The sequence below is a fragment of the Mucilaginibacter jinjuensis genome (assembly GCF_028596025.1).
Taxonomy (GTDB): domain Bacteria; phylum Bacteroidota; class Bacteroidia; order Sphingobacteriales; family Sphingobacteriaceae; genus Mucilaginibacter; species Mucilaginibacter jinjuensis.
This window is the reverse complement of the sequence record NZ_CP117167.1, coordinates 447,899-474,810: the sequence shown is the minus strand read 5'-3', so window position 1 is coordinate 474,810 and position 26,912 is coordinate 447,899. Positions and strand designations below refer to the sequence as shown.

Here is a 26,912-nt window from a genome sequence, read left to right as displayed (position 1 = left end):
TATGTATTTAAAGCTTTTAAATACTTGCACCAATGCTATACTTGATTAAAAAAGTTGTTACAAAACCCTAATATTGTCAATTAATTGTAATGTTGTATACCCTACGGCACATTGTTTACGTTGTAGAGGGATTATATTTTTTTTACCTGTTTATTTATGCAAAACTTAGTTAACGATACACCACAACCCAAAAGAAATTATGCTTTTGTTGATTCTATCAGGTGTATTTGCATGATGAGCATTGTGATGGAGCACGCCACAAATTTTAGTGATGGCATGTATCACCCCAAATCGGCCATGGAGGCCAATATATTTTCGTTTATCACGCAGTTCGGCAAGTTTGGCACTATTGGCTTTTTCTTGTTAGCGGGTTTTTTAATCGGTGAAAAATTTACCGACTATACACCCGGCCAATACCTTAAGCGCCGGTTAGACAGTACTTTTATTCCCTGGTTATTTTGGACCACCGTATTTTTATTAACGCTGTTGATTGACGACTTTATCCGCATTACCCGCTTTAACCACGGGGTTATCCCGCCCGAGTTTCATGATAAACTGATGTGGCAACTTAGCATTGTTTACCTGTACAGCAGTTTCTGGTTTATTCCTAACTTCTTAATCTGCATTACCATATTACTGATGTTTAAAAAACATCTTTACAACAAATGGTTTGGGGCCATACTGCTGGGCTTTACTTTGCTGTATGCTGTAAATATTTATACCGAAACGATACAGCCACGCCACTCAACCGCTATTTTGGGCTTTGTTTTCTTTTTATGGCTGGGTGCGCAGTTTAACCAAAAGCTTGATGCTTTGGAGAAATGGATTAGCGGGACATCATACACCTTATGGATAGTGTTGTGTATTGTAACCTTGCTTTTAGGCATGTACGAGGCCGAAATATTAAAAGGGATGAACAGCGTTGATCCTTTTAATACTCTGCGTGTAAGCAATATATTGTACTCGCTGGCCTGCTTCTTTTTATTATTGCGAATAAAGCAGTTTAACTTTGTAAAGTTCTTAAAACCACGCGAAACAACCTATGGCATTTACCTGCTGCAAACCGTTATTGTAAGCAGCATATTACCATTGATATTTAAGCCGTTAAAATATTCGTGGGAGTCGCTTTCATTTCCTATGGTTTTAGGCTTTCTGTTATTGCGAACCGTGCTTACCTATTTCTTAGCCTATTTCCTGGTAAGGCTGCTCAATGCCTCCAAATTAAAGTGGATCGTTGGCCGCTAACCAGAAATCGCGGGTGTGAAAACTGGCTTTACGGATATAGTTGATTTTACTGATGTTGCTTTTCTTTTTAAAGAAATACATCTCTTTATAATTAGCCAGCAACAGCTGGAAAAGCTTGAACGAGTTTAGTATATTTTTGTGCTCAAGCAGGTATATGAGTTTGGTTATTACACCGTACGATTTACCTTTTACCGTAGCCATGTGGTATAGGCCGGTTAACTTAAACTCTTTGTATTTAACAGGGTTTATAAGCGCCTTTCCCTTATCCCGTGCTTTCAGTATATCTGTGTTGGCAGTGCCGTGCTGCCTGTAATTTACTAAAGGCATGTTTAAAAACTTAATACGCCCAAAGCTTCCGGCTACAAAGGCAATCCACCAATCATGAAAGTAATTAGGGTCAAAGCTTCCCAAATGAGGTACCAGCTCCTTTTTAAACATACAGCTATGGCCCGATACACAGTTGTAAAAAACAAAAGGCAAGGGGCTATCGCCTTCGTACATATTCAGCACTTCTGATAGCAGGCATATTGGTTTCCCACCTTCTTCAACCAATAATGAATTGTGATAAATGAGGATATTATCGCCGATGTTTTCAACAAGCAGCTGGATCTTATTTAAATCCCACTCATCGTCCTGGTCACTAAGCGCAATAAAATCGCCAGTACATAAACCAATGGCTTTTTCAAAGTTTTTTACGTAACCAAGGTTTTTTTCATTCCGGATAAATCTGATACGGGCATCTTGTGCAGCGTAAGCATTAACCATATCAACGGTTGCATCTTTCGAGCCATCATCTACAATAATGATCTCCAGGTTTTTGTAGGTCTGGTTGATAAGCGAATCTATCTGCTGTTTCAGAAAACGTTCGCCATTATAGGTGCACATGGCAATTGAAACCAACTTGTTATCCGTCATTTATGTAATCCTTGTTATCTTTTGTTTTTAAACCAACGTTTTATCCGGCGATGTAGTTTAGCATTCTTGCGTTTTATCCGCTCCACATCAAAATCATACGCCAGCGTATTATAGTCGGCTTGCTTTTGAGGCACAATGTACAAAGGATGCACAATATTGCCCAATGGCTGATGTGGCAGCGAGGCATACCTGTTTGCAGCATCAATTGTATGTGTAGCGCCATCACCAAAACCGATATTACTGATAAGGTTTACATTGGGTATTATTGAAAGGCTGTTATTAAAAAAATTGATGAAAGTAAGCTGATAATCCCAGGTATCAATTTGCCCGGCATTTAGTTGCTTAAACATTTGCACCCAGGTATTAACGATGATGGGCTCGGTAAAAATATTGGCGAATGCATTCTGCACATCTTCGGCAGTATAAGCAGTTAATTCTTTATCGTACTGCTGCCATACCCTGCGCCAGCTTGCCCAGCCCCAAACATGGGTAAGGTTAGAGCAATAATAACTGGCTTCGCCCCATTGCTTGCCTTGTTGCAGGTTGCTCCCGCCAATATGCCTGATACGGGTATCGAAACGGTAGCGCTCCAGCATTTGATCACAAAACCGAAAGAAATCGTTGGATGGCAGGCAATCATCTTCAAGGATAATACCTTCTTCTTCCTGCTCAAAAAACCAATCTATGGCAGATGATACGGCTTCTTTACATCCCAGGTTTTGTTCCCGGAACAATGTTTTTACCTCGCATGGCCAATCAATATGATTAACTACTTCTTTCGCCTCTACGCATAATACAGCTTCCTGCTCACGATCTTTTCGCGGGCCATCAGCAGCGATATATAAACGCGCAGGTGCCGCCAGCCTGATAGCCTCAAACACCCGCCTGGTAGTATCGGGGCGATTAAATAATAGCAGTAATACCGGCGAATGCGTTTTATAATTCATTTATTGGCGGCCTGTTACCTTGGTATAAAAGTTCAGGGTATCTTCAATCTCGCGTGCTAAAGCAAAATGTTTTAGCTGCTCGTACCCTTCATCAATATACTGCTTTCTGAGCAAAGTATCAGCCAATAATTCGTGAATGGCCTTGTACATGCTGTGGGTATCGTCTGGGTTAAAGTAATGTACGGCATCGCCACCTACTTCAGGGAAACTGCTGGTATTACTGGCAGCTACGGCACAACCTATTTTAAAAGCATCGAGCAGCGGGTAACCAAACCCCTCATATAACGATGGGAATACAAACACTTTGGCCTGCTGGTACAGGTAATTTAATGAGGACTCATTTACGTTAATCTGGCGGCAATGTTCATTAATATTCAACTTTTTAATCAGCAGAATTTCTTCTGTATTAAAAGCTCCTCCATTGGCACAAATAAGGTACAAATCCGGATGTTGATTGATGAGACCGGCAAAACAATGTAATAAACGGTTGAAATTTTTATGCGCTGTACGTTCACCAACATATAATAAATAGTTAGCCGGCAAGCCAGATATGGCTTCTGTAGTAATTGTGTTATTGTGAGAGTCGTGGTATATCATTTATGTCTATTACGCCAGCGATTAGGGTTTAGGTTTATTAAATTTACCATAACCCTTATTATAAAGTACGGGTTATGGCAGATGTTATGTTACAGGCAGGTTTATTTTTATTTCCTGCCGGATTTTATGAATTAAAAGTTTGCATATCAATCAGCTTACGGTATAAACCATTGGCAGCAATCAGTTCGGCATGCGTACCTTGCTCTACCACCTTGCCGGCTTCGAGCACAATAATTATATCGGCATTTTGTATGGTACTTAAACGGTGCGCAATGATAAGCGAAGTACGGTTCTTCATCAAATTGTTCAAGGCATCCTGAACCAGTTTTTCAGATTCGGTATCCAATGCTGAGGTTGCCTCATCCAACAACATCAATGGCGGATTAGCCAGCACCGCCCGAGCAATACAGATCCGCTGACGTTGGCCGCCTGATAGCTTGGTACCGCGGTCGCCGATATTGGTTTGATAGCCTTGCTCCGTTTCTTCAATAAAATTATGCGCATTGGCAATGCGGGCAGCGGCCATCACCTCTTCGGGCGTAGCATTTGGTTTAGCAAATGCTATGTTATTATAAATGGTATCGTTAAATAAGATCGACTCCTGGTTAACAATACCCATCAGTGCACGTACCGATTCTGTAGTCAGGCTGCGAATATCCTGGCCGTCTATTAATATTTGTCCGGTTTGTGGTTCTATAAAACGCGGAATCAGATCCATCATAGTAGATTTACCTCCGCCTGATGGGCCAACCAATGCTACTGTTTTACCTTTGGGCACCGTGAAATTGATATGCGAAAGCACCTCCTTCTCGTCGTAAGCAAAGGTTACATCTTTAAACTGGATGCCCTGTTTAAAGTCGGTAATGGCTACAGCATCCGGCGCATCAACAATGGCAGGTTTGGTATCAATTAACTCCAGCACACGCTCACCTGCAGCTATGCCCGAGTGGATGTTACTAAATGAATCTGAAATGGCCTTTGCCGGGCGCATGAGTTGTGAGAACAAAGCGATGTAGGCAATAAACTGCCCCGGGCTTAGCTCCGACTTATGGTTAAGAATCAGGTACCCTCCATATAACACAATAAAGGCAACCATGGTAACACTCATGGCTTCCGAAACCGGTGATGCCAATTGTTGGCGCCTTGCCATTGACTTGGTGATTCTCGAATAATTAGTGTTTTCGCTGTTAAAACGGCCTTTAATAAAATCCACCGCATTAAAAGCCTTAATAATTTTGATACCCGAAAGCGCTTCGTCAAGGTAACTAATCATATTTCCGTAAGACTGCTGCGCTGCTATTGCTTGCGCCTTTAAGCGTTTAACAATGCGTGATATAATAAAGCCCGATACCGGTATTACCAGCAACGAATACAAAGTTAATTTGGTTGATATTAAAAACAGGGTTACCAGAAATGCAATAAGTGTTACCGGCTCTTTAAATATAACCTGCAAAGTACCTGTTACCGAATATTGTACCACCTGCACATCAGAAGCTATTTTTGATATAATATCACCTTTACGCTCGTTACTGAAATAGCCCAGATGCAGGTTCATTACGTTATCAAAAACTGCTTTTCTGAAATTCAACAAGGTATGTACACGCAAATTTTCCATAGTGCGGGCAGAGAGATACCTAAACAGGTTGCCTAATACAACTGCAACTATAATTACCCCGACTACAAATTTTAAAGCCCCCCAGGCTCCATAATTATGTACATAATATTGCAGATAATATTTAAACCATGCCTCAAAATCAAGATACGAACCTGGCTTTGCTAACAAAACCGTGTGCGTACCCGCAGCAATATTTGTTAGAAACAGGGTATTAAGCAAAGGCCCTAATAAGGCCAACACCGTAGTACTGAAAAGAACATATAAAAGGGTAAACACGATATAAGGAATGGCAAACTTCTCGATGGGTTTTGCGAATGAGAGCAGCCTGAAATAAGTCTTCATCTAAAATATTATAGTTTGCAAAAATATTAATAACGGTGGTTATTACCTATTTAATTTGAGTTGGCTATTTAAGCAATGTTACAACACCGTTAATTTCTGCGAAAAACATCACTGATTATTACGTTGATAGGGATGATATATTATATAAAGACAAAAACCTTACGTAACAATTATAATGGCAATCAGATAGATCGCTCAGCTATTTGTGAGGTATAATAAAAGTATTTCTCCAGTACCAGCAGGGCAATCAGATCTTCCTGCTTTTTATTAAAAAATTGTTTAACAAAGGCATTGGCATTGTTTACAATAGCCTGTGCTTTTTCGGGATGGGCGATATAGTACTGTAGCTTCTCTTCCAGGTCACTATAGTCATCCTTAATTAATATATAATGATGATCGGCAACTAAGCGGCCTTCCATAAACCAGGTTTCGTATTTAGGTTTGGGCATTACGGCGATGGAACTTGATGACATGATCCACTTTAGGTTGGTGGCTACATCATTACCCTCCAGGCTTAATATAAACTTGTAAGCTAAATGTTCGGCTATCGAAATTTTAGGTTTGATCCATTTCGGGTTGCCGCCTTCTTTATTCACCTGCCCCAGATCGCATAGTGGATTATCGAAGTATTGCTCCATAAACCTGATCCGATGTGGCTGGGTCATGTTACCGCGACCAATCAGCATATCTTTCTTATCGCTAAACTTTACATTATCCTTTATAAATACAAAGTGGCGCTTTTTATCCAGGTTCAATAAAACGGCATTGACATTATCGCCATCAACGGGACGGCTTTTCTGTATAGATGGTGTATCCGGCACATGGGTAACATCGCCGCGCAGCAAACTAATTTTAAGATTTCTGTCGAAGTACCGGCTATACTCAAATGTGTCGAAGTTGTATGTTTTGGGGCTTTGGCGCATCTGCATATCTTTTAATGCAAAGGCATCATCGCCTAATTCTGTAGCTTTGTTAAGCTTGTTATAATAGTCCACCCGCTCGGCCAGGTAAGCTTTATCAAACTGCTTAATAGTTGTTAGCTTTTTAGATAACATGCTTTCGTAAAGCCCGGCCGGAGGCAATTGCCTTAGAAAGGTTTTGGCGTAATAACCAATCCTGTTCTTCCTGATCTTTGCGCTTAACTTCTTAAAAAACATCGGCCTAACTGTTTAAACAATCCCGGTATAATTGCAGGTATTGCTGAGCGCTCTTCTCCCACGAAAATTGGGCCGCATGTGCTGCAATAGCCTCAGATGGATTGGTTTCTGCATACTCGCGCATACCTTTATTAAAAACCTGCTGCATATCTTCCGGCTCAAAGGTGTCGAAATACCAGGCCTTGTCTCCGCCAACTTCTGGCAGAGAAGTAAATTTAGACAAGAAAACAGGCTTGCCGAAATGCATGGCCTCAATAACAGGCAAACCAAACCCTTCGGCAATGGATGGAAAAACAAAGGCACTGCAGTTTTTAAAATACCAGGCTTTGTCATCATCACTTATCGTTCCGGTTATAGTTACCCTATCCTGCACATTGTATTTTTCGGCCTCCTCAATTATTCTTTGCTTGTGCGGGGTTTCCGGGCCCGAGATCACCAGTTCGTAATCGTTATCCTTCAACAAACAAGGCAATAGGTGAAAGCCTTTTTGCACTGATAGCAAACCAATAGTAAACAGGAGTTTCTTTTTGGGCAGATAAGCAGGCTGATGATTTTCGGGCACAACCAACCTGTCGGCACCATTATATATTACACTTAGCTTATCCTTGGTTTCGGGCATATAGGTTAATATATCCTGCGCTACAAATTTAGATATCGCAACCACCCTGTCGCACTGGGCAACGTACCGCCTCACCTTTTCTACATAAGCCTTTATGCGGTGCGGTTTGCTTTGTTTAATATGTACCTTATTTAAATCGTGGATGGTGATGATCTTTTTACTTTTTACCGACTTGGGCTTTAAGCGGCATCTCGGGTCTGTAAAATGCACCAGGTCAAACTCATTTCTCTGCGGGAAATAGATATTGTACAGTTTAGAGAGGTATACAATATCAACCTTGCCGTCAAACTGATATTCGGTGCTTTTAAACAGGTAATAGTGCAGTTTAAACAGATCGTGGTTTTGATCAATCAGCGCATCGCCAAGCCCCCGACCGAATGAATGATAACCAGAATTTGAATTAAACATGGAATCAAACGTGACTAACACCGAGGGTTTTGACATACTACAGGATAATATTCGAATAAATTGAGCGCGTAAACGCATCAAATCACAAAGATATGCTAATTTTATTGATTGCATTTAATCTTTCGCGATGGCCCGTACCGGTAGCTTAGACATGATAACCCATCAAAATTTTCGGTCAGTTGCCCGGGCGTTAACCGTCGTCGAAAATAATTTAGCCGGGGCTGATGAACTACTGCAATCACTAACCATCAACCAAAACATTCCCGTTATAGGCATAACCGGCCCACCGGGCGCAGGTAAGAGCACCTTGGTAAATAACCTGATCACAGAGTTGATTAAAGACGATAAACACGTTGCCATTTTAGCCATCGACCCAACCTCGCCCTTTAACTTCGGTTCTCTACTGGGCGACCGGATCCGGATGACACCACATTTTAATAACCCGCAGGTTTATATCCGTTCGCTGGCTACCCGGGGTTCGCTGGGTGGTTTATCAGCCAAAACCATTGAAATGACTGATGTACTCCGCGCAGCGCAGTTTGATTACATTTTGGTTGAAACCGTTGGCGTAGGACAGTCTGAAGTGGAGATTGCCGGATTGGCTGATATTACGATGGTGGTATTAGTCCCCGAAGCCGGTGATGAGATCCAGAACATAAAATCGGGCCTGATGGAAATCGCCGATGCCTTTATCATCAACAAAGCCGACCGCCCTGGTGCCGATGAGTTTACAGGCAAGCTTAAAAAACTTTTAGCCGATCAGCATGATAACATCCCGGCATTTAAAACCATCGCATCGGAAAATGCAGGAATTGGTGAGATAGCAAAGTTTATCCGTCAGTCAAATAAAACCAACGATCGCAAAACTTTCCTCGCTGCCGAAAAAGCATACCATATAATAAAGGAGCGCCGCATGGCCAATATCGACAAAAAAAAGCTCCGGCTTGATATTGCCGAAGCTTTAAAAGATGATCCGCAGTTTAATCTGTACAGTTTTGCTAAAAACTATTAACTAACTCAATCAGCCGGATATAATAAATGGTCTATTTTGTATTGTCCGTCTTCTTTAGTCAGCAACAGCATTATTGTTGTAAGCCTTAAATATTCTTTATGCTTTTTATCCAAATCAGGAGAAGAATAGCTTACATAATAAACGTTGGAATTTTCTTGGTCGTTTTTAAAAACAAGCGATTTTGTCCACTTTTCATCGCTGTCCTGGCCGTTTACAATCGCATCCATATCCTGCTCATCTCCTATATGTACATAATCTTTTTGCGCATTAGCTGTAAGATACTTTGCTCTCAATTCAAGCATCACTTGCTCTCCTTTGTGTGCGTCCTTTATTGAAAAGGCAGACATATAAGCTGTATAAAAGCTTTTTAGCATTAGTATTGCTTCAGGATCTGTATCTGGTTTGCTTTGCCTTTTTAAAGTTATGCTCATTAAAAATAATGCAGCACAACCCACTATAACATACTGGCCACCGTGTTTTAAAAAGCGCTTAATAACTGCTTTAAATACCATCTTAACATACTATGAATTCATAATCTCTTCAATATGATCTGCCTCAATCGGAATTTCAGCCATCAAATCAATGTTACCACCTTTAGTGATCAGGATATTGTTTTCTATACGGATGCCCAAACCCTCTGCAGGGATATAAATGCCCGGTTCGCAGGTTAAGATATTGCCAACTTCAAATGCTTTGTAACGGCTGGCATAGTCGTGCACATCTAAACCCAAATGGTGCGAGGTGCCGTGCATAAAATACTTCTTATATAAAGGAGTGGCAGGGTCCTGGTTTTTAACGTCGGTACTGTCCAGTAAACCAAGGCCAATTAGTTCGCTGGTCATAATTTTGCCAACCTCATCATGGTACTCGTTCCATATCGTGCCTTCAACCAATAGTTTGGTAGCCTCGCGCATTACACGTAATACCGCATTATACACATCGCGCTGGCGTGGGGTAAAGCGGCCGTTAACCGGGATAGAGCGGCTCATGTCTGCATTGTAATTGGCGTACTCTGCACCAAAATCAAACAATATTACATCGCCATCCTTACAAACCTGGTTGTTATCTATATAATGGAGTACGTTAGCATTAGGGCCCGAAGCAATAATTGGGTTATAGGCGTGACCACTGGCACGCTGCCTGATAAACTCATGGATAATCTCGGCTTCAATTTCATATTCGGCAACACCCGGTTTCACAAACTTCAGTACACGCCTAAAGGCATCGTTAGTAATGGCGCAGGCTTTTTTGGTAAGCTCAACCTCAATGTCTGATTTTACTACACGCAGGTCGCGCAATATGGGAGCCGAACGCAGAAAGTTATGCAAAGGGTATTTTATACGTAACTGCTCAAATTTGCGAACATCGCGGGTCGGCATTTCATATACATAGCGGTCGTTTTCGTTAGTGTTGATGTAAACATTTTCTGCATAGTTAATGATACCATGCAAAACGCTGTCAAAACTATCTAACCAAAGTACTGTTTTAATGCCCGAAGCAGCGAAAGCTTCGTCTTTGGTATATTTATGTCCTTCCCATATAGCAATGTGTTCGCTGGTTTGTCTTAAAAAGAGTACTTCTTTGTATAGTGGATTAGGACAATCGGGATAAAGCAGCAAAATACTTTGCTCCTGATCTATACCCGACAGATAAAAAAAGTCGGGGTTCTGTTTAAAAATGTAATTTTGGTCGCCGCTGCGGTTAAATTCATCGTTTGAATGAAATAGAGCGATAGAATTGGGTTTCAGTCGCGAAACGAAATTATTTCTATTCTTAGTAAATAATTCATTATTTATAGGGAGATATTTCATACTTCTTATTTGATTATACATTTATTAAACAAATTTTTATTCTATTTGTCTAACTTAATAGCAGTTTTGGAACGGTGTTTGGTAACGTTTCAAACATAATTACTAATTTTGAAAAAAAATCACAATTAAAATTGTTTAATCTAAAAACTATGAACTATTCTACATTAAAGAAAACAGTCGCTTTATCAGTTGCGTCTTTAATGGCAGTAGGGATGGTGAAAGCGCAAACTTCAACCACTACTACCACCACAGACACAATGAAAACTTCTGGAACTACTACGGCTAAGGTATTTGGCGGTAGAGGACAGTACAACACCTGGAGCTTAGGTATCAACGGAGGTGTAACAGCACCTGTTGTTGCAACCGGCGGTTCTAACGATTACACCAATTGGAAAGCAAGCTACGGTTACGGTGCATCATTAAGATGGCAAGTAGCTCACTCTTTTGGTATCGAAGGTGATTTCCACGGAGGTAAATTAGAAGGTAACAACAAAGATGCCCTTAACGGTATCCGCGATGATCGCCAATCTTTCTCAACTAAATTCTACAGCGGAACAATTACCGGTGTTGTTAACGTAGCAACTATCGATTACTTACGCCGTAAAAATGCAATCAATTTCTTCGTTACTGCCGGTGCCGGTTTAGTATGGTATAACCCTACTATGGTATTAGGTAACGGTACTAACTTCGTTTATCAAAACGCTGATGGTTCTAACCACTACGTAAAAAGCTTAGTTATCCCTGTAGGTGTAGGCGTTAAATTCCGCTTAGCTGATGCATGGGCTCTGAACTTAGGTTACACTGAAAACTTCACTGATGATGACATCCTTGATGGTTTAAACAGAGGTTATCCTTCAAAAGATAAATACTCTTACGGTTATGCTGGTTTAGAGTATACTTTCGGTCCTAAATCTAAAGCTAACTTAGACTGGGTTAACCCGGTAGCTATGATGTATGACGAATTATACGATGCAGCTTTACGCCAAGAAGTTGAAGCTTTAAAAGGCCGTGTTACTAACGTTGAAAACGCAGTTAACGACCTGAAAAAAGATTCTGACGGTGACGGTGTATCTGATCAATTCGATAAATGCCCTAACACTCCTGCAGGTACTGTAGTTGACGGTGCTGGTTGCCCATTGAAGAAAGATACAGTTATGGTAGGTGGTGCTGCTCAAGCTCCTGCTGCTTATACTAACATCCAATTCGATTTCGATAGCTCAGTATTAAGAACTTCATCTTACCCAACTTTAGATGCTGTTTCTGCTGACTTACGTGCAAACACTGCTAAGAAATTACAATTAGATGGTTTCGCTTCATCTGAAGGTACTGCTGCACACAACATGCGCTTATCTAAAGACCGTGCTAACTCAGTAAAAACTTACTTAGTTAACTCTGGTGTTGAAGCTAAACGTGTAACTGTTAAAGCTTTTGGTGAAACTAAACCAATCGCTGACAATTCAACTGAAGAAGGACGTGTTCAAAACCGTCGTGTTGAATTCGAACAAAAATAATTTAGCACAAAATTAGTATTACGAAAAGGCGTCCCGATGGGACGCCTTTTTTGTTTAACTTTGTTTTATGTACTTCTTTCGCAAAAAGGATCCAAACCGTCCGGACAATTTTAACCTGAGAGTAATGCATTTTATCAATGCACTGGCTATCATCATGTTTATAGCCGGCATCATCTGGAAACTGATTGATGTATTCTTTATTAAAAAGTGAAATTACAACCCATGAAAACCATTATTAACACTACAAATGCGCCTGCACCTATAGGCCCATACAGCCAGGCCGTAAAAGCAGGTAATTTTTTGTTCGTATCAGGCCAGATAGCGCTCGACCCTAAAACCGGCGAACTGGTAGTTGGCGACATCCCTTCTGAAACCAAACTGGTAATGGAAAACCTGAAAGCTATTTTAACCGAAGCAGGTACGGATTTTACAAGCATTGTTAAAACCACCATCTTTTTAAAAGACATGGGCAACTTTGCTACCGTTAACGAAATTTACGGCTCGTATTTTACGGATAACTTCCCTGCCCGCGAAACTGTACAGGCTGCTGCATTGCCTAAAAATGTGAATGTAGAAATTTCTGTTATCGCAGTATTGGGTTAAGCACCTCGTTTGGATCAGTTATTTAAAACATCGGTTGATTATGTTAGGGGCGTTGGCACCACCCGTGCCGAAGTTCTTAAAAAGGAACTGGGCATCTTCACTTTCGAAGACCTGCTCCGCCATTTCCCGTTTAAATATATTGACCGCACCAAGTTCTACAAGATCCGCGATATTCATGACGATCTGCCACACGTGCAGGTTATAGCCCGCCTTACCCATAAAGAACTGGTTGGCGATAAGCGCACCAAGCGCTTGGTAGCCCGTGTACAGGACGACACCGGCGTGATGGAACTGGCCTGGTTTCAGGGTATTAAATGGGCCGAGAAATTACTGGTAGTTGGCAAGGCTTATATCATTTTCGGTAAGCCGGGTTCATTCAACGGCAAGGCCCAAATGGCCCATCCCGAAATTGAGCCCTACAGCCCCGAAGCCTTAAAACGTAAAGGCAACCTTACCCTGCAACCGGTTTACAGTTCTACAGAGAAACTCAAAGCATTCTCGCTGGATAGCAAGGGCATCCAAAAACTTACGGCTACCCTGCTGGAGCAGCACGCCAGGGATATCCCTGAAAACCTGCCGCAATATTTGCTGCAAAAATTCAGGCTGATGGGGCGAAGTGAGGCTTACCGCAGTGCACACTTTCCTGAAGATGCTACAGCATTGCATGAAGCTCAACATCGTTTAAAGTTTGAAGAGTTATTCAACATACAGCTTAAACTGCTTAAAAACAAACTTACCCGTACCCAAAAGTACCGGGGTAATGTTTTTGAGAAGGTTGGCGAATACTTTACCGGCTTTTATGAGCATAAGCTACCCTTTGCGCTTACCAATGCACAGAAGAAAGTTTTAAAAGAAATAAGGCTCGATACCCAGCGCGGCGTACAAATGAACCGGCTGCTGCAGGGCGACGTAGGCAGCGGCAAAACCGTAGTTGCCCTTATGACAGTACTGATGGCCATAGATAATGGCTTCCAGGCCTGCTTAATGGCCCCTACCGAGATTCTGGCAACGCAGCACTACCACTCCATCAAGAGTTTAGTAGGCGATGATTTTATTGAAGTGGCCCTGCTCACCGGTTCAACCAAACAAAAGGCCCGCAAACCCATCCACGAAAAACTGGAAGATGGCTCACTGCAACTTCTCATCGGCACACATGCTTTGCTTGAGGACAAAGTACAGTTTAAGAATTTAGGCTTAGCGGTTATTGATGAGCAGCACCGTTTCGGCGTTGAGCAACGCTCTAAGCTTTGGCGCAAAAATGCTTTGCCGCCGCATGTTTTGGTAATGACGGCTACACCTATTCCACGCACATTGGCGATGACGTTATATGGTGATCTGGATGTATCCGTCATCAACGAATTACCTGCCGGACGGAAACCTATCGAAACTATCCATTTTTACGAAAACCAGCGCCTGCGCATGTTTGGCTTTATGAAGCAGGAAATTGCCAAAGGCCGCCAGGTTTATGTGGTTTATCCGCTGATTAAGGAAAGCGAGAAACTGGATTTGAAAAATCTTGAAGATGGTATAGAAACTATGTCTAGAGAGTTTCCATTACCTGATTATCGCATCAGCGTGGTACATGGCAAACTCGCTGCCGCAGATAAAGAAGCCGAGATGCAACGCTTTGTAAAAGGCGAAACCCACATTATGGTAGCCACTACTGTAATTGAGGTGGGTGTTAACGTACCCAATGCCTCGGTAATGATCATTGAGAATGCCGAACGTTTCGGCCTATCTCAATTGCACCAGTTACGCGGTCGTGTGGGCCGGGGTGCAGAGCAATCATATTGCATACTGATGAGCAACCACAAGCTCAGCCGCGAAGGCCGCATCCGCCTGGATACCATGGTATCTACCAATGACGGCTTTAAGATCTCCGAGATCGACTTAGAGCTGCGTGGCCCGGGTGATATTGAAGGCACCCAGCAAAGCGGCGTGCTCGACCTTAAAATGGCCAACCTTGCCACAGACCAGGAACTCCTGATGACCGTACGCCACCAGGTTGAAGAGATCTTCGAAAAAGACCCCCAACTCTCCCATCCTGAAAACCAGGTGTTGCATCAAATGCTGCAGACTAAGAGTGGTGGTTTGACGTGGGATAAGATCTCGTAAAGTATTGTTTGTGTCATTGCCACCCTACCCGTCATTGCGAGGTACGAAGCAATCCCCGACTGTGCAGTTCAAACATACAGAGCCTCTCTGTATAGTTCGCGATTGCTTCGTACCTCGCAATGACGTGGTTTACAGTTATGACGTGCATGTTTGTCTTGTTTCTTGATTCTTGTCTCTTGATTCTCTTCACCATTGTTACTTTGACATTCCCCATCAAACCGTTATCTTTCCACTTACAACACACCCTTAATTACACATGAAACTAAAACCCATACTTTCTGCATTGCTTTTAACTGCGGCAAGGCTATCGGCCAGCGCGCAAAACACCGATTCGCTCGAACTTCGTAAAATTTATGATGAAGCACTTGTAAATGGCAAGGCTTATGAGAGCCTGCATTATTTGTGCAAAAATATAGGCCAGCGCATTAGCGGATCTGATAATGCGCAGAAAGCAGTGGAGTGGGGCAAAAAGTTAATGGAGAGCTATGGTTTCGACAAAGTGTACCTGCAACCCATCATGGTACCGCATTGGGTACGTGGCGAAAAGGAGCAGGGTTTTATTATTAATGGTAAAACACGCACGCCTGTAGCTTTGGTAGCTTTGGGCATGTCGGTTGCTACGCCAAAAGAAGGTATTACTGCTGAGGTAATTGAACTGCACAGCCTGAAAGAACTGGAAACTTTAGGCGCAGATAAAATTAAAGGCAAAATCGTTTTCTTTAACCGCCCGTTTGATGAGCGCTTTATCGAAGCAGGTTCTGCTTATGGTACAGCCGGCGACCAGCGTAATTTAGGTCCTGGCGCAGCATCTAAATATGGTGCGGTTGCGGTTATTGTACGTTCGTTAACATCAGCATTGGATAATTATCCACATACAGGCGCTACCAATTATGGCACCAACACACCTATCCCGGCCGCGGCATTATCAACTATTGCGGCTAATAAATTAAGCGAGACTATTAAAGCAGCCAATGGCAAACCTGTACAATTTTTCCTGAAAGATAATTGCCAGACCTTACCTGATGCACCATCATTTAACGTGGTTGGTGAATTGACTGGTACAGAAAACCCTAATCAATTTATTACCGTAGGTGGTCACCTTGATTCATGGGATTTAGCCGAGGGCGCACATGACGATGGTACCGGTGTAATGCAATCGGCAGAAGTATTGCGTATTTTCAAGGCAACAGGGTATCGTCCTAAACATACCTTACGCGCTGTGTTTTTTATGAACGAAGAGAATGGCGGCCGCGGTGGTAAAAAGTATGCAGAACTGGCAGCCCAAAACAAAGAAGAACATATTGCAGCCATTGAGACTGACGAAGGTGGTTTTACCCCACGTGGTTTCAGTTTCCAGGGTGCTTCTCCTGAGTTCTTAAAGCAAATCAATGCGAATTGGAGATCACTTTTTGCACCTTATGAAGCTGACATGCTGGTAGCTGGTGGCAGTGGTTCTGATATTGGCCCGCTGAAAGGTACGCAGCCATCTGCGGTATTGATCGGCTTCCGTCCGGATTCACAGCGTTATTTTGATATTCACCATACACCAAATGATGTTTTTGAGAACGTAAACAAGCGCGAACTGGAACTTGGTGCTGCCTCAATCGCTTCACTGGTTTATCTGATAGATCAGCACGGGTTGAAATTTTAAATTTTTAAAGGTATTTAAAACTTTCCATCGTAGCTTTGCGCCCAAACATCTATTATCATAGTGACGAACGACGGAGACAGTCAACCCCAGAAAAAAGATTCATTTGCAGCCCTTCGCTTTAAGGACTTTCGCGCATACATCGGCATGCGCTTCTTCTTTACGTTTGCATACCAAATGCAAACAACGGTGCTGGGTTTTTACATTTATCAATTAACACATAGCAAAGTAGCCATTGCCTTCATCGGCCTAAGCGAAGCCATCCCCGCGGTTGGTATAGCGTTATATGGTGGTTACATTGCCGACAAATACGAGAAAAGAAAAATGCTGCTGCTCATATTCGGCGGCGTTTTTCTTTCTTCATTAGTGATGTTCACCGTCACGCTCACCAGCATGAACGCCCTCGACCATGGCTGGATCCTGTACATCCTTTATGCCATGATTTTCTGTAACGGTATTGCCCGCGCTTTTTACGGCCCGGCTACTTTTACCATTTATGCGCACAGTATCCCTAAAGAAGTTTACCCTAACGGCAGCAGCTGGAGCAGTTCGGCCTGGCAATTGGCATCTATCTTAGGTCCGCTTACAGGTGGTTTTTTATATGGATTCTCTGGTAAGATCATTCCGGGCTTATCTGGTATTACGGCCAATTTCTACGTAATACTTTTATTCCTTTTTATTGCACTGATACTGGTTTACAGGCTACGTAAATACCCTGCAGTATTTATCCCGAAAGAAAGTATCTGGGTTAGCTTAAAAGAAGGTCTACATTTTGTCTTCAACAACAAAATGATGTTCTACGCAATGAGCCTCGATTTGTTTTCGGTGTTCTTTGGCGGGGTAGTAGCCTTGCTGCCTGTTTACGCCCTTGATATTCTAAAAGTAGGTTCAGAAGGATTAGGCGTTATGCGTATGGCATCATCATTGGGTGCGGCATTAACAATGCTTGTAATGGTAAAATATTCGCCCATGAACCGCCCGTGGAGAAATTTATTAATCGCCGTTGCCGGATTTGGTGTATGCATTATCGGCTTCGGCTTATCCAATATATTTTATGTGTCGCTGATATTCCTGTTCTTACAGGGTGCGTTCGATAGCGTGAGTGTAATTATCCGCGGTACCATTATGCAACTGCTTACGCCCGATCAAATGCGCGGCAGGGTATCGGCAGTTAACTCGATGTTTATCGGATCATCAAATGAGATCGGTGATTTTGAATCGGGTATTGCAGCGAAAGTATTGGGTACCACGCCAGCGGTATTGTTTGGTGGCTGCATGACATTACTGGTAGTAACGGTTACTTATTTTAAGACCAAGAATTTGATACCGAGTACGTTAAAGGATATTCATTCGCCAGAGGCTACTGAGCCGGTTGTGTAAACCCCTCTTTCAATTTTATCATTGCGAGCGATAGCGTGGCAATCTCGTAGTTTACAGATCGGATTTGTATAGCTACGAGATTGCTTCGTACCTCGCAATGACAAATTTTTTATAGTCTTCAGAATATTTATTTTGTCTTTCCGAGGTACGAGGAATCTTCTGCGCTATGCATTTTCGATTAGCATGACGAAGAAGATATTTCACTACGTTCAATATGACAAGTACGGATTTTAAGAAAGCTCTATAGTCTTTCTTCCTCAATTCCATTGTCCTTCCTCCCCTTAATTCGCTACCCTTTTCACCAACCGCCAAAACAAATACACCAGCGAGCCCAGGATAGGTACTACAACCATAATCACTACCCAGAGCCACTTGTTATTGCGGTCGATGTTTTTGTTCCCGATGGCATGGAAAAGGGTGAAGATGAGCAGCGCGAGCCACACGATCATCAATATTAAACCTAAGGTTCCTGATACCAGCGGGAGATTTTCCATTTATTTATACGTTAGCTAAAGGTTCTTCTGTACTGTACTTTTCGCCTATCTGCTGGCGCCACATGGCATAGTACAATCCCTTTTGTGCTAAAAGGTCGGCATGTTTGCCCGATTCGATGATGTGGCCTTTCTCGAGCACGTAAATACGGTCGGCATGCATAATTGTAGAAAGTCTGTGAGCTATCAGGATGGTGATATGATCTTTCAACACAGAAACATCGCGAATGGTTTCAGTAATTTCCTCTTCGGTTAATGAATCCAGGGCTGATGTTGCTTCGTCAAATACCAACAGATCCGGCTTACGTAATAAGGCACGTGCAATTGATAAACGTTGCTTCTCGCCACCAGATACTTTTACACCACCTTCGCCAATCACACTATCCAAACCTTTATCGGCACGGGCCAGTAAGCTTTGGCAGGCCGCACGGTGCAGTACGTTCATACACTCCTCGTCGGTAGCATCCGGGCGAACAAATTTTAAGTTCTCGCGAATAGTACCAGAAAACAGCTGCGTATCCTGCGTCACAAAACCAATTTTCTCACGCAGCTGATCCAGATCAATCTCTTTGCTCAGTACATTATTGTACAAAATATCGCCTTCCAATGGCTGATATAAACCAACGAGCAATTTAACCAACGTAGTTTTACCTGACCCCGATGGGCCAACAAAAGCCAGTGTTTCACCGGTATTCGCTTCAAAATCTATCGTATTTAATGCGTTACGGTTAGCAGTTAAATGCTTAAAACTTACCTTATCAAAAGTCAGCTTTCTTAACTTTTCGATCATTACCGGCTTTGCCGGTTTTTCATCGATAGGGATATTTAAAATACTTTCAAAATTCCCGAGCGAAACCTGTGCTTCGCGCCATGATTGGATTACGTTACCCAACTCTTGAAGCGGGTTAAACAGGAAGAACGAATAAAATAAGAAGGTAAAATATTTACCCGGAGAAAGCTCGCCTTTAAAGATCAGCATTAGCAGAACCACAATCATACAGCTACGCACCAGGTTTACTATAGTACCCTGTACAAAGCTCATGCTGCGTACAAATTTTACTTTTTTCAGCTCCAGGTCTAAGATCTGGTACGTGGTTTTATTTAAACGCTCAATCTCTTGTTTGGCCAAACCTAAGCTTTTAACCAATTCAATATTACGTAATGATTCTGTGGTTGAACCGGCCAGACTGGTGGTTTGCCCTACAATTTTTTTCTGAATTACTTTAATACGTTTGCTTAGTAATGAGCTCACTAATGCAATTACCGGGATAGCCGAAAAGTAAACCAGCGTTACCTTGTAACTTACGCTAAGCGAAAAAACAATAACGAAGATCATCCCCACTAAACTCACAAAAAGTATACTGATGAATGATGTGATAAACTTTTCGCAATCGAGACGAACTTTTTGAAGTATGCCCAATGTTTCGCCGCTTCGCTGATCTTCAAATACCTGGTAAGGCAGTTCGAGCGAGTGCTTTAACCCATCCGAGTACATTTGTGCACCGGTTTTTTGGGTGATGATATTGGTAAAATAATCCTGAAAGTTTTTGGCAATACGCGAAACCATAGCGGCGCCAATAGCCAAACCAACCAGTATTAACGAGCCGTGCAAGCGTTCATCATAAGTAAGGTGCTGTTTAGGCACCATGTACTGATCTACAATTTTACCTGTGATATATGGATCGAGCAGTGAAAAACCGATGTTGAACCCAGCCAGCACCAGTGCCAATATTACGATACCGCGATAGCGGGATAAGTATGTTAAAAGTATTTTCATGTTGTAAGCGCAAAAATAAAAAAGGGAATGGCGTAATCCGCTCATTCCCTTTAATTTGACATTTGGTTTATTATTGCTTAAACCGTCATGATATCTTTTTCTTTTGCTTCGTACAGTTTATCAACTTTAATGATGTAAGCATCAGTTAGTTTCTGCACTTCGGCTTCGCCTGTTTTCATCTCATCTTCAGATACACCATCGGCTTTCAGTTTCCTGATTTTCTCGTTGGTATCCTTACGGATGTTACGTACAGCAATTTTACCGTTCTCTGCTTCGGCTTTAGCTTTTTTAGCTAAATCACGGCGGCGCTCTTCGGTTAGCGGTGGTACGTTTAAGCGGATAATTACACCGTCGTTTTGTGGGTTAATGCCCAGGTCGGCTTCTTTTATCGCTTTTTCAATCGGGTTTAACATCGATTTTTCCCATGGCTGCACAACAATAGTACGTGCATCGGGGGTATTTATATTCCCAATTTGGGCCAGTGGCGTTGGCGTACCATAGTAATCAACCATAATACCGTCAAGCATTGCGGGGCTTGCTTTGCCAGCGCGTATCTTGCCTAATTCATAGTCTGTATGGTCAATGGCTTTATCCATTGAAGCCTTTGCATCATTCAACTGGGTTTTAACGAGTTCGCTCATTCTGAATAATTTTTGCCAAAAATAAGAAAAACTATCATTTAAGCGAGACAGTCTTTGCTACAGTTGTAAAAAACTAAGCAAGCTTTCCTGGTAAAACAGGTATTTGTTAACGATATGGTGATAAAACTTAACCATTATGATTTTGTGAAGTCAATTTTTCTACCGCGTAACCTTTGGCTTTGCAACGCGCTACAATCTCATCATACAGTTTTTTATCCATCGATGGCTTGCGGCTCATGATGAACAAAAACTTATGATCAGGATGGCCAACCACTACGTACGAATAATCGTCACCCAACTCAATAATCCAGTAATCAACCTTGTAAGGCCATATAAACTGCGCTTTCATTTCTGAGTTATTGCTACCCTCTACCTGGAACAGTTTTGATTTGTAGGTATGCACCTCTTCGTCATTTTGTTTTTTGTAGGTGGTGAGTACATCGTAATAACCTTTAGTATCCCAATTGTAAGTGGTAGTGGTTTCACGGCTGCCTTTATCAAAAAATGTGGGGATCGAATAGAGCGAGTACCACTTGCCTGCATATTTATTGAGATCAACTTTTTCGACAGGCCTGTTTACTGCCGTGCTGAATGCCGACAGGATGATAAAAGCTAGTAAGGTGCATAATGTTTTCATAGGTAGATGTAGCGAAATGTCTTTTAATAAACAGGTGTAGGTGTCGTTATTATAAAAACGAAATTGCTGATAGTGTGGATTTTAGATTGTGATAGCGTGAGGTTGTGGGATACCCTCTTAAGCTATACACGTCATGCTGAACTTGTTTCAGCACCCCACAGGACAGGTCTGCAATTGCAAGGTAGTCGACATGCATAGCCGCTTAGCATGTGGGATCCCGAAACAAGTTCGGGATGACGAGTGGAGATAAAGCAAAAAAATAGCGACACAAAATATTGTGTCGCTACGGTATAGTCTTGTATCTTGACTCTTGTTTCCTGGCTCTATTTTACAAGAGTACCAATGGCTTCGCCTTTGGCGATGCGCTCAAAGTTTCCGGCTTTGTTCATGTCGAAAACGATGATTGGGAGCTTATTTTCCTGGCAAAGGGTAATAGCAGTCATGTCCATTACGTTTAAGCCTTTTGCATATACTTCGGCAAAGCTGATCTCATCGTAACGGGTTGCAGATGGATCTTTCTCCGGGTCGGCGGTGTAGATACCATCAACACGGGTACCTTTCAGTACCACATCGGCTTTAATTTCGATAGCACGTAATGATGCTGCGGTATCAGTAGTAAAATAAGGGTTACCGGTACCTGCGCCGAATATTACGATACGGCCGGTTTCCAAATGTGTCATAGCACGGCGACGAATGTAAGGCTCACAGATCTGCTCCATTTTAATGGCCGATTGTAAGCGGGTTTCTACACCGATACCCTCCAATGCGCTTTGTAAAGCCATACAGTTAATTACTGTAGCCAACATACCCATATAATCAGCCTGTGCACGCTCCATGCCCGATTTCTCGGCACTCAATCCACGGAAAATATTTCCGCCACCAACAACAACGGCTATTTCAATGCCTGCATCAAACACTGTTTTAATGTCATGTGCGTATTGCAGTACACGGTTGTTATCAATACCGTACTGTCTTTCGCCCATCAATGATTCGCCGCTAAGCTTCAATAATATCCGTTTGTATTTCATATAAAGTAGTTTAGTTAGTTAGTTTTTTATTCGGGTTCTCAGGAAAACTGATACGTTTTGCCGGCCATGCAAGTTGCCGCTACTTCAAAAGTATCACTAAAAATTACTAAATCCGCATGGAATCCAGGGGAGATGCGGCCTTTGTTTAAACCAGCCAGTTGTGCCGGGTATAAGCTTGCCATGTTAATAGCCTCGGCTAAATCAATGCCAACATGCTCTACACAGTTTTGCACCGCCTTAAGCATGGTTAAGCTTGAGCCAGAAAGTGTACCATCGGGCATTACATATTTACCGTTCACCATCTGATGCTTGTACGCACCTTCTGTTGCCGCGGTTACAGCATCGGTTATCAGGTACAGTTTATCGCCCAATTCCCGTTTAGCGAGACGGATCATGGCAAAATCAACATGGATACCATCGGCCACTATACTGGTATATGGCTTTTCCTCAAATATGGCTGGGATATATCCCGGCTCGCGATGGTGCATTGATGGCATGGCATTATATAAATGCGTAACTGCCGGGATTGGTTTGTTTAAAAATGATTTTCCTTCGGCATACGTCGCATTGCTATGGCCCGATGATATAATTACACCCTGCGCGTGCAGATAATCAATCACCTCCTGGTCCTGCAATTCAGGCGCAATGGTCATCATTTTTATTTCGCCTTCGGCAGATTCAACCCAACGCTTTACCTTCTCTAAAGTTGCCTTTTGGATATATTCTTCGGGATGGGCTCCTTTGCGGATTGGGTTCAGGAACGGACCTTCGAGGTGCAAACCTAAAAAGTTACCATTGCAAATCTTGCGGTATGATTTGGCAGATTCGATGCCTTGTTCAACAATCTCATCCGTATTGGTGCCAATGGTTGCAAAGAAGCCGACTGTACCTTGTTTGAGTAAGTCGTCCTCTAATTGCTTTAATGCAGCAACCTCAGGCGTACCGGCAAATAACTTGCCGCCACTGCCATAAATTTGCAGATCGAGCATGCCCGGGGCAAGGTAAGCACCATGAAGATCGATTTTGTCAGCACTGGCGGGAATCTCGCTTTCGGCTATTACGGCTTTAATTTTTTTGTCCTCAACTAAAACGGCTTTGCCGCTGGTAATGGTACCATTGTCGATCAGTTGCAGATGATAGAAGGCAGTTATCATAGATGCGTCTAAGGATGTAAGGACAAATGTAAAATTTTGTTTCACCTATTTGTTATTCTGAGCAAGATGAATAAGCTTGTTTGCTAATCGCTTGTTGCAGAAGATCCTTCGCTATTGCTCTGGATGACAAACAGGACAGAAAGAAAAGGGCAAAAAAAATCCCCTCGTTTAAAAAACGAGGGGATAAATAAATTAGGCTCCTAAAACAACCCGCTTAAATGCGGTAACTGTTAAGCCTTTCTCAACACCGTTAAGGAATTGAGCAATATTTTTAGATGGGTCTTTAACAAACTCCTGGTTTAACAAAGTAGAATCTTTGTAGAATTTGTTCAGTTTACCAGCAGAGATTTTCTCAACCATTTCTTCTGGTTTACCTTCAGCACGGATTTGCTCACGTGCAATTTCAAGCTCACGCTCAATAACTGAAGAGTCAACACCGTCTTTATCAACAGCAACCGGGTTCATGGCAGCAATTTGCATTGCAACGTCTTTACCAGCTTCGTCAACACCAGCAGGGTTAGCGTTTAAAGCAACCAATACACCTAAACGGAAGTTACCGTGGATGTAAGGAACAACTTTCTCGCCGATCAATACTTCGTAAGTGCTGATAACGATACGCTCACCGATTTTACCAGTCATGTCTAATAATGCATCAGCAATTTTAACACGGCCTGTTTCTGTATCGATTTCTAATTGGCCAAGTTCTTCAACTGTGGTCGGTAAGTTTTGTACTGCAATGTTAGCAACCGCGTTAGCGAAAGCGATAAACTCAGCGTTTTTAGCTACGAAGTCAGTTTCGCAAGCTAAAACGATGATCACACCGTTTTTACCATCTTCTGAAGTACGAGCGATAACAACACCTTCGTTAGACTCACGGTCCGAACGGCTTGCTGCTACTTTAGCACCTTTTTTTCTTAAGTAATCAATTGCCGCTTCAAAATCACCGTTAGTTTCGGTTAAAGCTTTTTTGCAATCCATCATACCTGCACCGGTTTGTTGGCGCAGTTTATTTACATCAGCTGCAGAAATTTGTACTGTAGACATAATTTTTTATAGTTGTGAGTTGTGAGTTATAAGGTGCGAGTTAGCAAACCATTATAACCTTTAGCCCGATTTAATTTTAAGTTTATATGAAAAATGATGAGTTGCGAATATCTAAACTACTCACAACTCACCATTCACAATTCCACTAATTACTCTTCTGTAGAAGGAGTTTCAGCTTCTGCGGCTACTTTACGAGCTCTTTTACCACCTTCGGCAGTTTCAGGAGCGTCAGCTTTAGTTTTTGCAGCTACTGCTTCTTTTTCAGCTTCGTCTTCTTTTTCGCGTTTGCGCTCATCTAAACCTTCCTGGATAGCCTGGATAATGATACCGGTAATCAAAGAGATTGATTTGGTAGCGTCATCGTTAGCAGGGATAGGGAAATCGATGTTTGAAGGATCAGAGTTAGTATCCACCATTGCAAAGGTTGGGATGTTTAACTTTAATGCTTCAGAAACTGCGATATGCTCTTTCTTAACGTCGATCAGGAATAATGCTGCCGGTAAACGGTTTAAATCAGAGATACCACCCAAAAGTGATTCTAATTTAATACGCTCACGTTGAATCATTAAACGCTCTTTCTTAGAAAGGTTGCTGTAAGTACCGTCTTTAGTCAATTTATCGATGTTTGACATCTTTTTGATCGACTTACGTACAGTAGCAAAGTTGGTTAACATACCACCTAACCAACGCTCGGTTACGAAAGGCATGTTTACTGTTTTTGCGTAATCAGCAACGATGTCTTTCGCTTGCTTTTTAGTAGCTACGAATAAAACCTTACGTCCTGATTTTACAATTTGTTTAATAGCTGCAGCAGCTTCTTCAACCTTAGTTAAGGTTTTATTTAAATCGATAATGTGGATACCGTTACGCTCCATAAAAATGTACTGAGACATTTTTGGATCCCATTTGCGGGTAAGGTGACCAAAGTGTACACCTGCGTCAAGTAAATCCTGATATGTTGTTCTTGCCATTGTTGTGTCCTCCTGATATTAACGTTTACTGAATTGGAATCTTCTACGAGCTTTTCTACGGCCCGGTTTTTTACGCTCAACCATACGGTCATCACGAGTCATTAAACCTTTAGCACGTAATGCAGGTTTCTTTTCAGCATCAAGTTCAACAATTGCTTTAGCGATAGCTAAACGAACGGCTTCTGCCTGTCCTTTAACACCACCACCAGCTACGTTTACAGTAATATCGAATTTACCCTCTGAACCAGAAACCAGTAAAGATTGGGTAGCAACGTATTGTAAAGGTAGAGTTGGGAAGTATTCTTTGTAATCTTTACCGTTAACGGTAAGTGCACCAGCACCATCATTTAGATAGATGCGTGCAACAGCGGTTTTTCTTCTGCCTGAAGTGTTTGTTGTTGGCATTTCTTTTTTCCTTTAAAAATTAAAAGTTAAATGGCTTTTGGGCTTTGTGCTGCATGAGGATGCTCGGCACCTGCGTAAACATGCAGATTGCCAAATAAGGCGCGGCCCAAACGATTTTTAGGTAACATACCACGTACAGCTTTTTCAACTACACGCTCTGGATGTTTTGCCATTAACTCCTTAGGAGAAATGAAACGCTGACCACCTGGATAACCAGTATAAGAAACATATTGCTTGGTGGCAAATTTGTCTCCAGTCAGTTTTACCTTGTCTGCATTGATAACAATAACATTATCTCCGCAGTCTACGTTCGGGGTGAACCCTGGCTTGTGTTTTCCTCTGATGATCGCTGCGATCTTAGAAGACAAGCGCCCCAAAATCTCGCCATTAGCGTCAACAACAACCCATTCTTTGTTAACGGTCTTTTTGTTGGCTGAGACAGTTTTGTAACTTAACGTATTCACTTGCTTTAAATTAATTTAATTAAATACTTTATTATACCCGCATTTTTCGGGACTGCAAAGATACGTGTATTTGTTTAATTTACAAGTGCTTTTTCAGGAAATTTGCATTTAGTGCTGAGGCAATTAGGTGGTTATGGTTGGTGTATTGTAAAAATATAAGCTCCATTTGCCCAATATGTACTAAACAACTGATTTGCAAAGGGGTATAGAAGTTTATATTGAAGCTGTGAAAGGTGCTTGCAAACTATCGTCAGCAATTCTTCGGCACCGGCAGCCCCGCTTTCCGCTTATACTGCACAGGCCTTAACCACGCTGGCCGGTATCCGTTGCAACCAGGTTTAAGATTGAGGGGCCCGCGGTTCTATTTTGCAACCC

The 26,912-nt window shown here is 42.2% G+C and carries 26 protein-coding genes; 8 read left to right on the top strand and 18 right to left on the bottom strand.

Annotated features, from left to right (window positions below; translation table 11 throughout):
• Window positions 1-156: 156 nt before the first annotated feature.
• Window positions 157-1,245, top strand: coding sequence for an acyltransferase family protein (locus PQO05_RS02190; RefSeq protein WP_273631002.1), 1,089 nt, complete (start codon window positions 157-159; stop codon window positions 1,243-1,245).
• On the opposite strand, the gene PQO05_RS02185 is transcribed toward PQO05_RS02190, so the two are convergent.
• From PQO05_RS02185 to PQO05_RS02160, 6 genes are all read right to left on the bottom strand, one after another.
• Window positions 1,222-2,160, bottom strand: coding sequence for a glycosyltransferase family 2 protein (locus PQO05_RS02185; protein ID WP_273631001.1), 939 nt, complete (start codon window positions 2,158-2,160; stop codon window positions 1,222-1,224). The two genes, PQO05_RS02190 and PQO05_RS02185, sit on opposite strands and share 24 nt — an antisense overlap.
• Before the next feature lie 14 nt (window positions 2,161-2,174).
• Window positions 2,175-3,107, bottom strand: coding sequence for a nucleotide-diphospho-sugar transferase (locus PQO05_RS02180; RefSeq protein ID WP_273631000.1), 933 nt, complete (start codon window positions 3,105-3,107; stop codon window positions 2,175-2,177).
• Complete coding sequence (locus PQO05_RS02175) at window positions 3,108-3,704, bottom strand: glycosyltransferase family 4 protein (protein WP_273630999.1); 597 nt, start codon at window positions 3,702-3,704, stop codon at window positions 3,108-3,110.
• 124 nt (window positions 3,705-3,828) lie between these two features.
• Window positions 3,829-5,661, bottom strand: coding sequence for an ABC transporter ATP-binding protein (locus PQO05_RS02170; protein WP_273630998.1), 1,833 nt, complete (start codon window positions 5,659-5,661; stop codon window positions 3,829-3,831).
• Between the two features lie 182 nt (window positions 5,662-5,843).
• A complete protein-coding gene (locus PQO05_RS02165; protein WP_273630997.1) occupies window positions 5,844-6,818 on the bottom strand; it encodes a glycosyl transferase family 90 in 975 nt (324 codons plus the stop codon).
• Between the two features lie 4 nt (window positions 6,819-6,822).
• The gene (locus PQO05_RS02160; RefSeq protein WP_273630996.1) at window positions 6,823-7,845 is read right to left on the bottom strand and encodes a glycosyltransferase family 4 protein; all 1,023 of its coding nucleotides are present in this window, start codon (window positions 7,843-7,845) and stop codon (window positions 6,823-6,825) included.
• Window positions 7,846-7,972: 127 nt separating this feature from the next.
• On the opposite strand from PQO05_RS02160, the gene meaB reads away from it, so the two are divergent.
• A complete protein-coding gene (gene meaB / locus PQO05_RS02155) occupies window positions 7,973-8,857 on the top strand; it encodes a methylmalonyl Co-A mutase-associated GTPase MeaB (protein WP_273630995.1) in 885 nt (294 codons plus the stop codon).
• A gap of 5 nt (window positions 8,858-8,862) precedes the next feature.
• On the opposite strand, the gene PQO05_RS02150 is transcribed toward meaB, so the two are convergent.
• Window positions 8,863-9,369 (bottom strand): hypothetical protein, encoded by a 507-nt coding sequence (locus PQO05_RS02150; protein ID WP_273630994.1) that lies wholly within the window; start codon window positions 9,367-9,369, stop codon window positions 8,863-8,865.
• A 9-nt stretch (window positions 9,370-9,378) separates the two neighbouring features.
• Window positions 9,379-10,668 carry an aminopeptidase P N-terminal domain-containing protein gene (locus tag PQO05_RS02145; protein ID WP_273630993.1) on the bottom strand — a complete coding sequence of 430 codons (1,290 nt, stop codon included), beginning with the start codon at window positions 10,666-10,668 and terminating at the stop codon, window positions 9,379-9,381.
• Window positions 10,669-10,817: 149 nt separating this feature from the next.
• Here PQO05_RS02145 and PQO05_RS02140 point away from each other — a divergent pair, with 149 nt between their 5' ends.
• The 6 genes from PQO05_RS02140 (at window position 10,818) to PQO05_RS02115 (ending at window position 17,925) form a co-directional block, all read left to right on the top strand.
• Window positions 10,818-12,179, top strand: coding sequence for an OmpA family protein (locus tag PQO05_RS02140; RefSeq protein ID WP_273630992.1), 1,362 nt, complete (start codon window positions 10,818-10,820; stop codon window positions 12,177-12,179).
• Between the two features lie 67 nt (window positions 12,180-12,246).
• Window positions 12,247-12,390 carry a DUF6728 family protein gene (locus PQO05_RS02135; RefSeq protein ID WP_273630991.1) on the top strand — a complete coding sequence of 48 codons (144 nt, stop codon included), beginning with the start codon at window positions 12,247-12,249 and terminating at the stop codon, window positions 12,388-12,390.
• An 11-nt stretch (window positions 12,391-12,401) separates the two neighbouring features.
• Window positions 12,402-12,782: a RidA family protein gene (locus PQO05_RS02130; protein WP_273630990.1), complete on the top strand. Its 381-nt coding sequence runs from the start codon at window positions 12,402-12,404 to the stop codon at window positions 12,780-12,782.
• Between the two features lie 9 nt (window positions 12,783-12,791).
• Entirely contained in the window at window positions 12,792-14,897 is a 2,106-nt protein-coding gene (gene recG, locus PQO05_RS02125; RefSeq protein WP_273630989.1) for an ATP-dependent DNA helicase RecG, read from the top strand.
• A 256-nt stretch (window positions 14,898-15,153) separates the two neighbouring features.
• Window positions 15,154-16,548, top strand: a complete 1,395-nt coding sequence (locus tag PQO05_RS02120) for a M20/M25/M40 family metallo-hydrolase (RefSeq protein ID WP_273630988.1) — start codon at window positions 15,154-15,156, stop codon at window positions 16,546-16,548.
• A gap of 60 nt (window positions 16,549-16,608) precedes the next feature.
• A complete protein-coding gene (locus PQO05_RS02115) occupies window positions 16,609-17,925 on the top strand; it encodes an MFS transporter (protein ID WP_273630987.1) in 1,317 nt (438 codons plus the stop codon).
• A 281-nt stretch (window positions 17,926-18,206) separates the two neighbouring features.
• Here the strand turns inward: PQO05_RS02115 and PQO05_RS02110 are convergent, their stop codons facing one another.
• From PQO05_RS02110 to rplM, 10 genes are all read right to left on the bottom strand, one after another.
• A complete protein-coding gene (locus PQO05_RS02110) occupies window positions 18,207-18,419 on the bottom strand; it encodes a PLDc N-terminal domain-containing protein (protein WP_174312125.1) in 213 nt (70 codons plus the stop codon).
• A 4-nt stretch (window positions 18,420-18,423) separates the two neighbouring features.
• On the bottom strand, window positions 18,424-20,193 hold the full coding sequence (locus tag PQO05_RS02105; protein ID WP_273630986.1) for an ABC transporter ATP-binding protein: 1,770 nt from the start codon (window positions 20,191-20,193) through the stop codon (window positions 18,424-18,426).
• 77 nt (window positions 20,194-20,270) lie between these two features.
• Entirely contained in the window at window positions 20,271-20,834 is a 564-nt protein-coding gene (gene frr, locus PQO05_RS02100; RefSeq protein ID WP_273630985.1) for a ribosome recycling factor, read from the bottom strand.
• A 127-nt stretch (window positions 20,835-20,961) separates the two neighbouring features.
• Window positions 20,962-21,471, bottom strand: coding sequence for a lipocalin family protein (locus tag PQO05_RS02095; protein WP_273630984.1), 510 nt, complete (start codon window positions 21,469-21,471; stop codon window positions 20,962-20,964).
• A gap of 323 nt (window positions 21,472-21,794) precedes the next feature.
• The gene (pyrH, locus tag PQO05_RS02090) at window positions 21,795-22,499 is read right to left on the bottom strand and encodes a UMP kinase (RefSeq protein ID WP_273630983.1); all 705 of its coding nucleotides are present in this window, start codon (window positions 22,497-22,499) and stop codon (window positions 21,795-21,797) included.
• Window positions 22,500-22,537: 38 nt separating this feature from the next.
• Complete coding sequence (gene nagA, locus PQO05_RS02085; protein ID WP_273630982.1) at window positions 22,538-23,653, bottom strand: N-acetylglucosamine-6-phosphate deacetylase; 1,116 nt, start codon at window positions 23,651-23,653, stop codon at window positions 22,538-22,540.
• A 192-nt stretch (window positions 23,654-23,845) separates the two neighbouring features.
• Entirely contained in the window at window positions 23,846-24,697 is an 852-nt protein-coding gene (gene tsf, locus PQO05_RS02080; protein ID WP_273630981.1) for a translation elongation factor Ts, read from the bottom strand.
• Window positions 24,698-24,846: 149 nt separating this feature from the next.
• Entirely contained in the window at window positions 24,847-25,668 is an 822-nt protein-coding gene (gene rpsB / locus PQO05_RS02075) for a 30S ribosomal protein S2 (RefSeq protein WP_273630980.1), read from the bottom strand.
• Window positions 25,669-25,686: 18 nt separating this feature from the next.
• Window positions 25,687-26,073, bottom strand: coding sequence for a 30S ribosomal protein S9 (gene rpsI / locus PQO05_RS02070; protein ID WP_273630979.1), 387 nt, complete (start codon window positions 26,071-26,073; stop codon window positions 25,687-25,689).
• A gap of 26 nt (window positions 26,074-26,099) precedes the next feature.
• A complete protein-coding gene (rplM, locus tag PQO05_RS02065) occupies window positions 26,100-26,537 on the bottom strand; it encodes a 50S ribosomal protein L13 (protein ID WP_273630978.1) in 438 nt (145 codons plus the stop codon).
• Window positions 26,538-26,912: the final 375 nt, after the last annotated feature.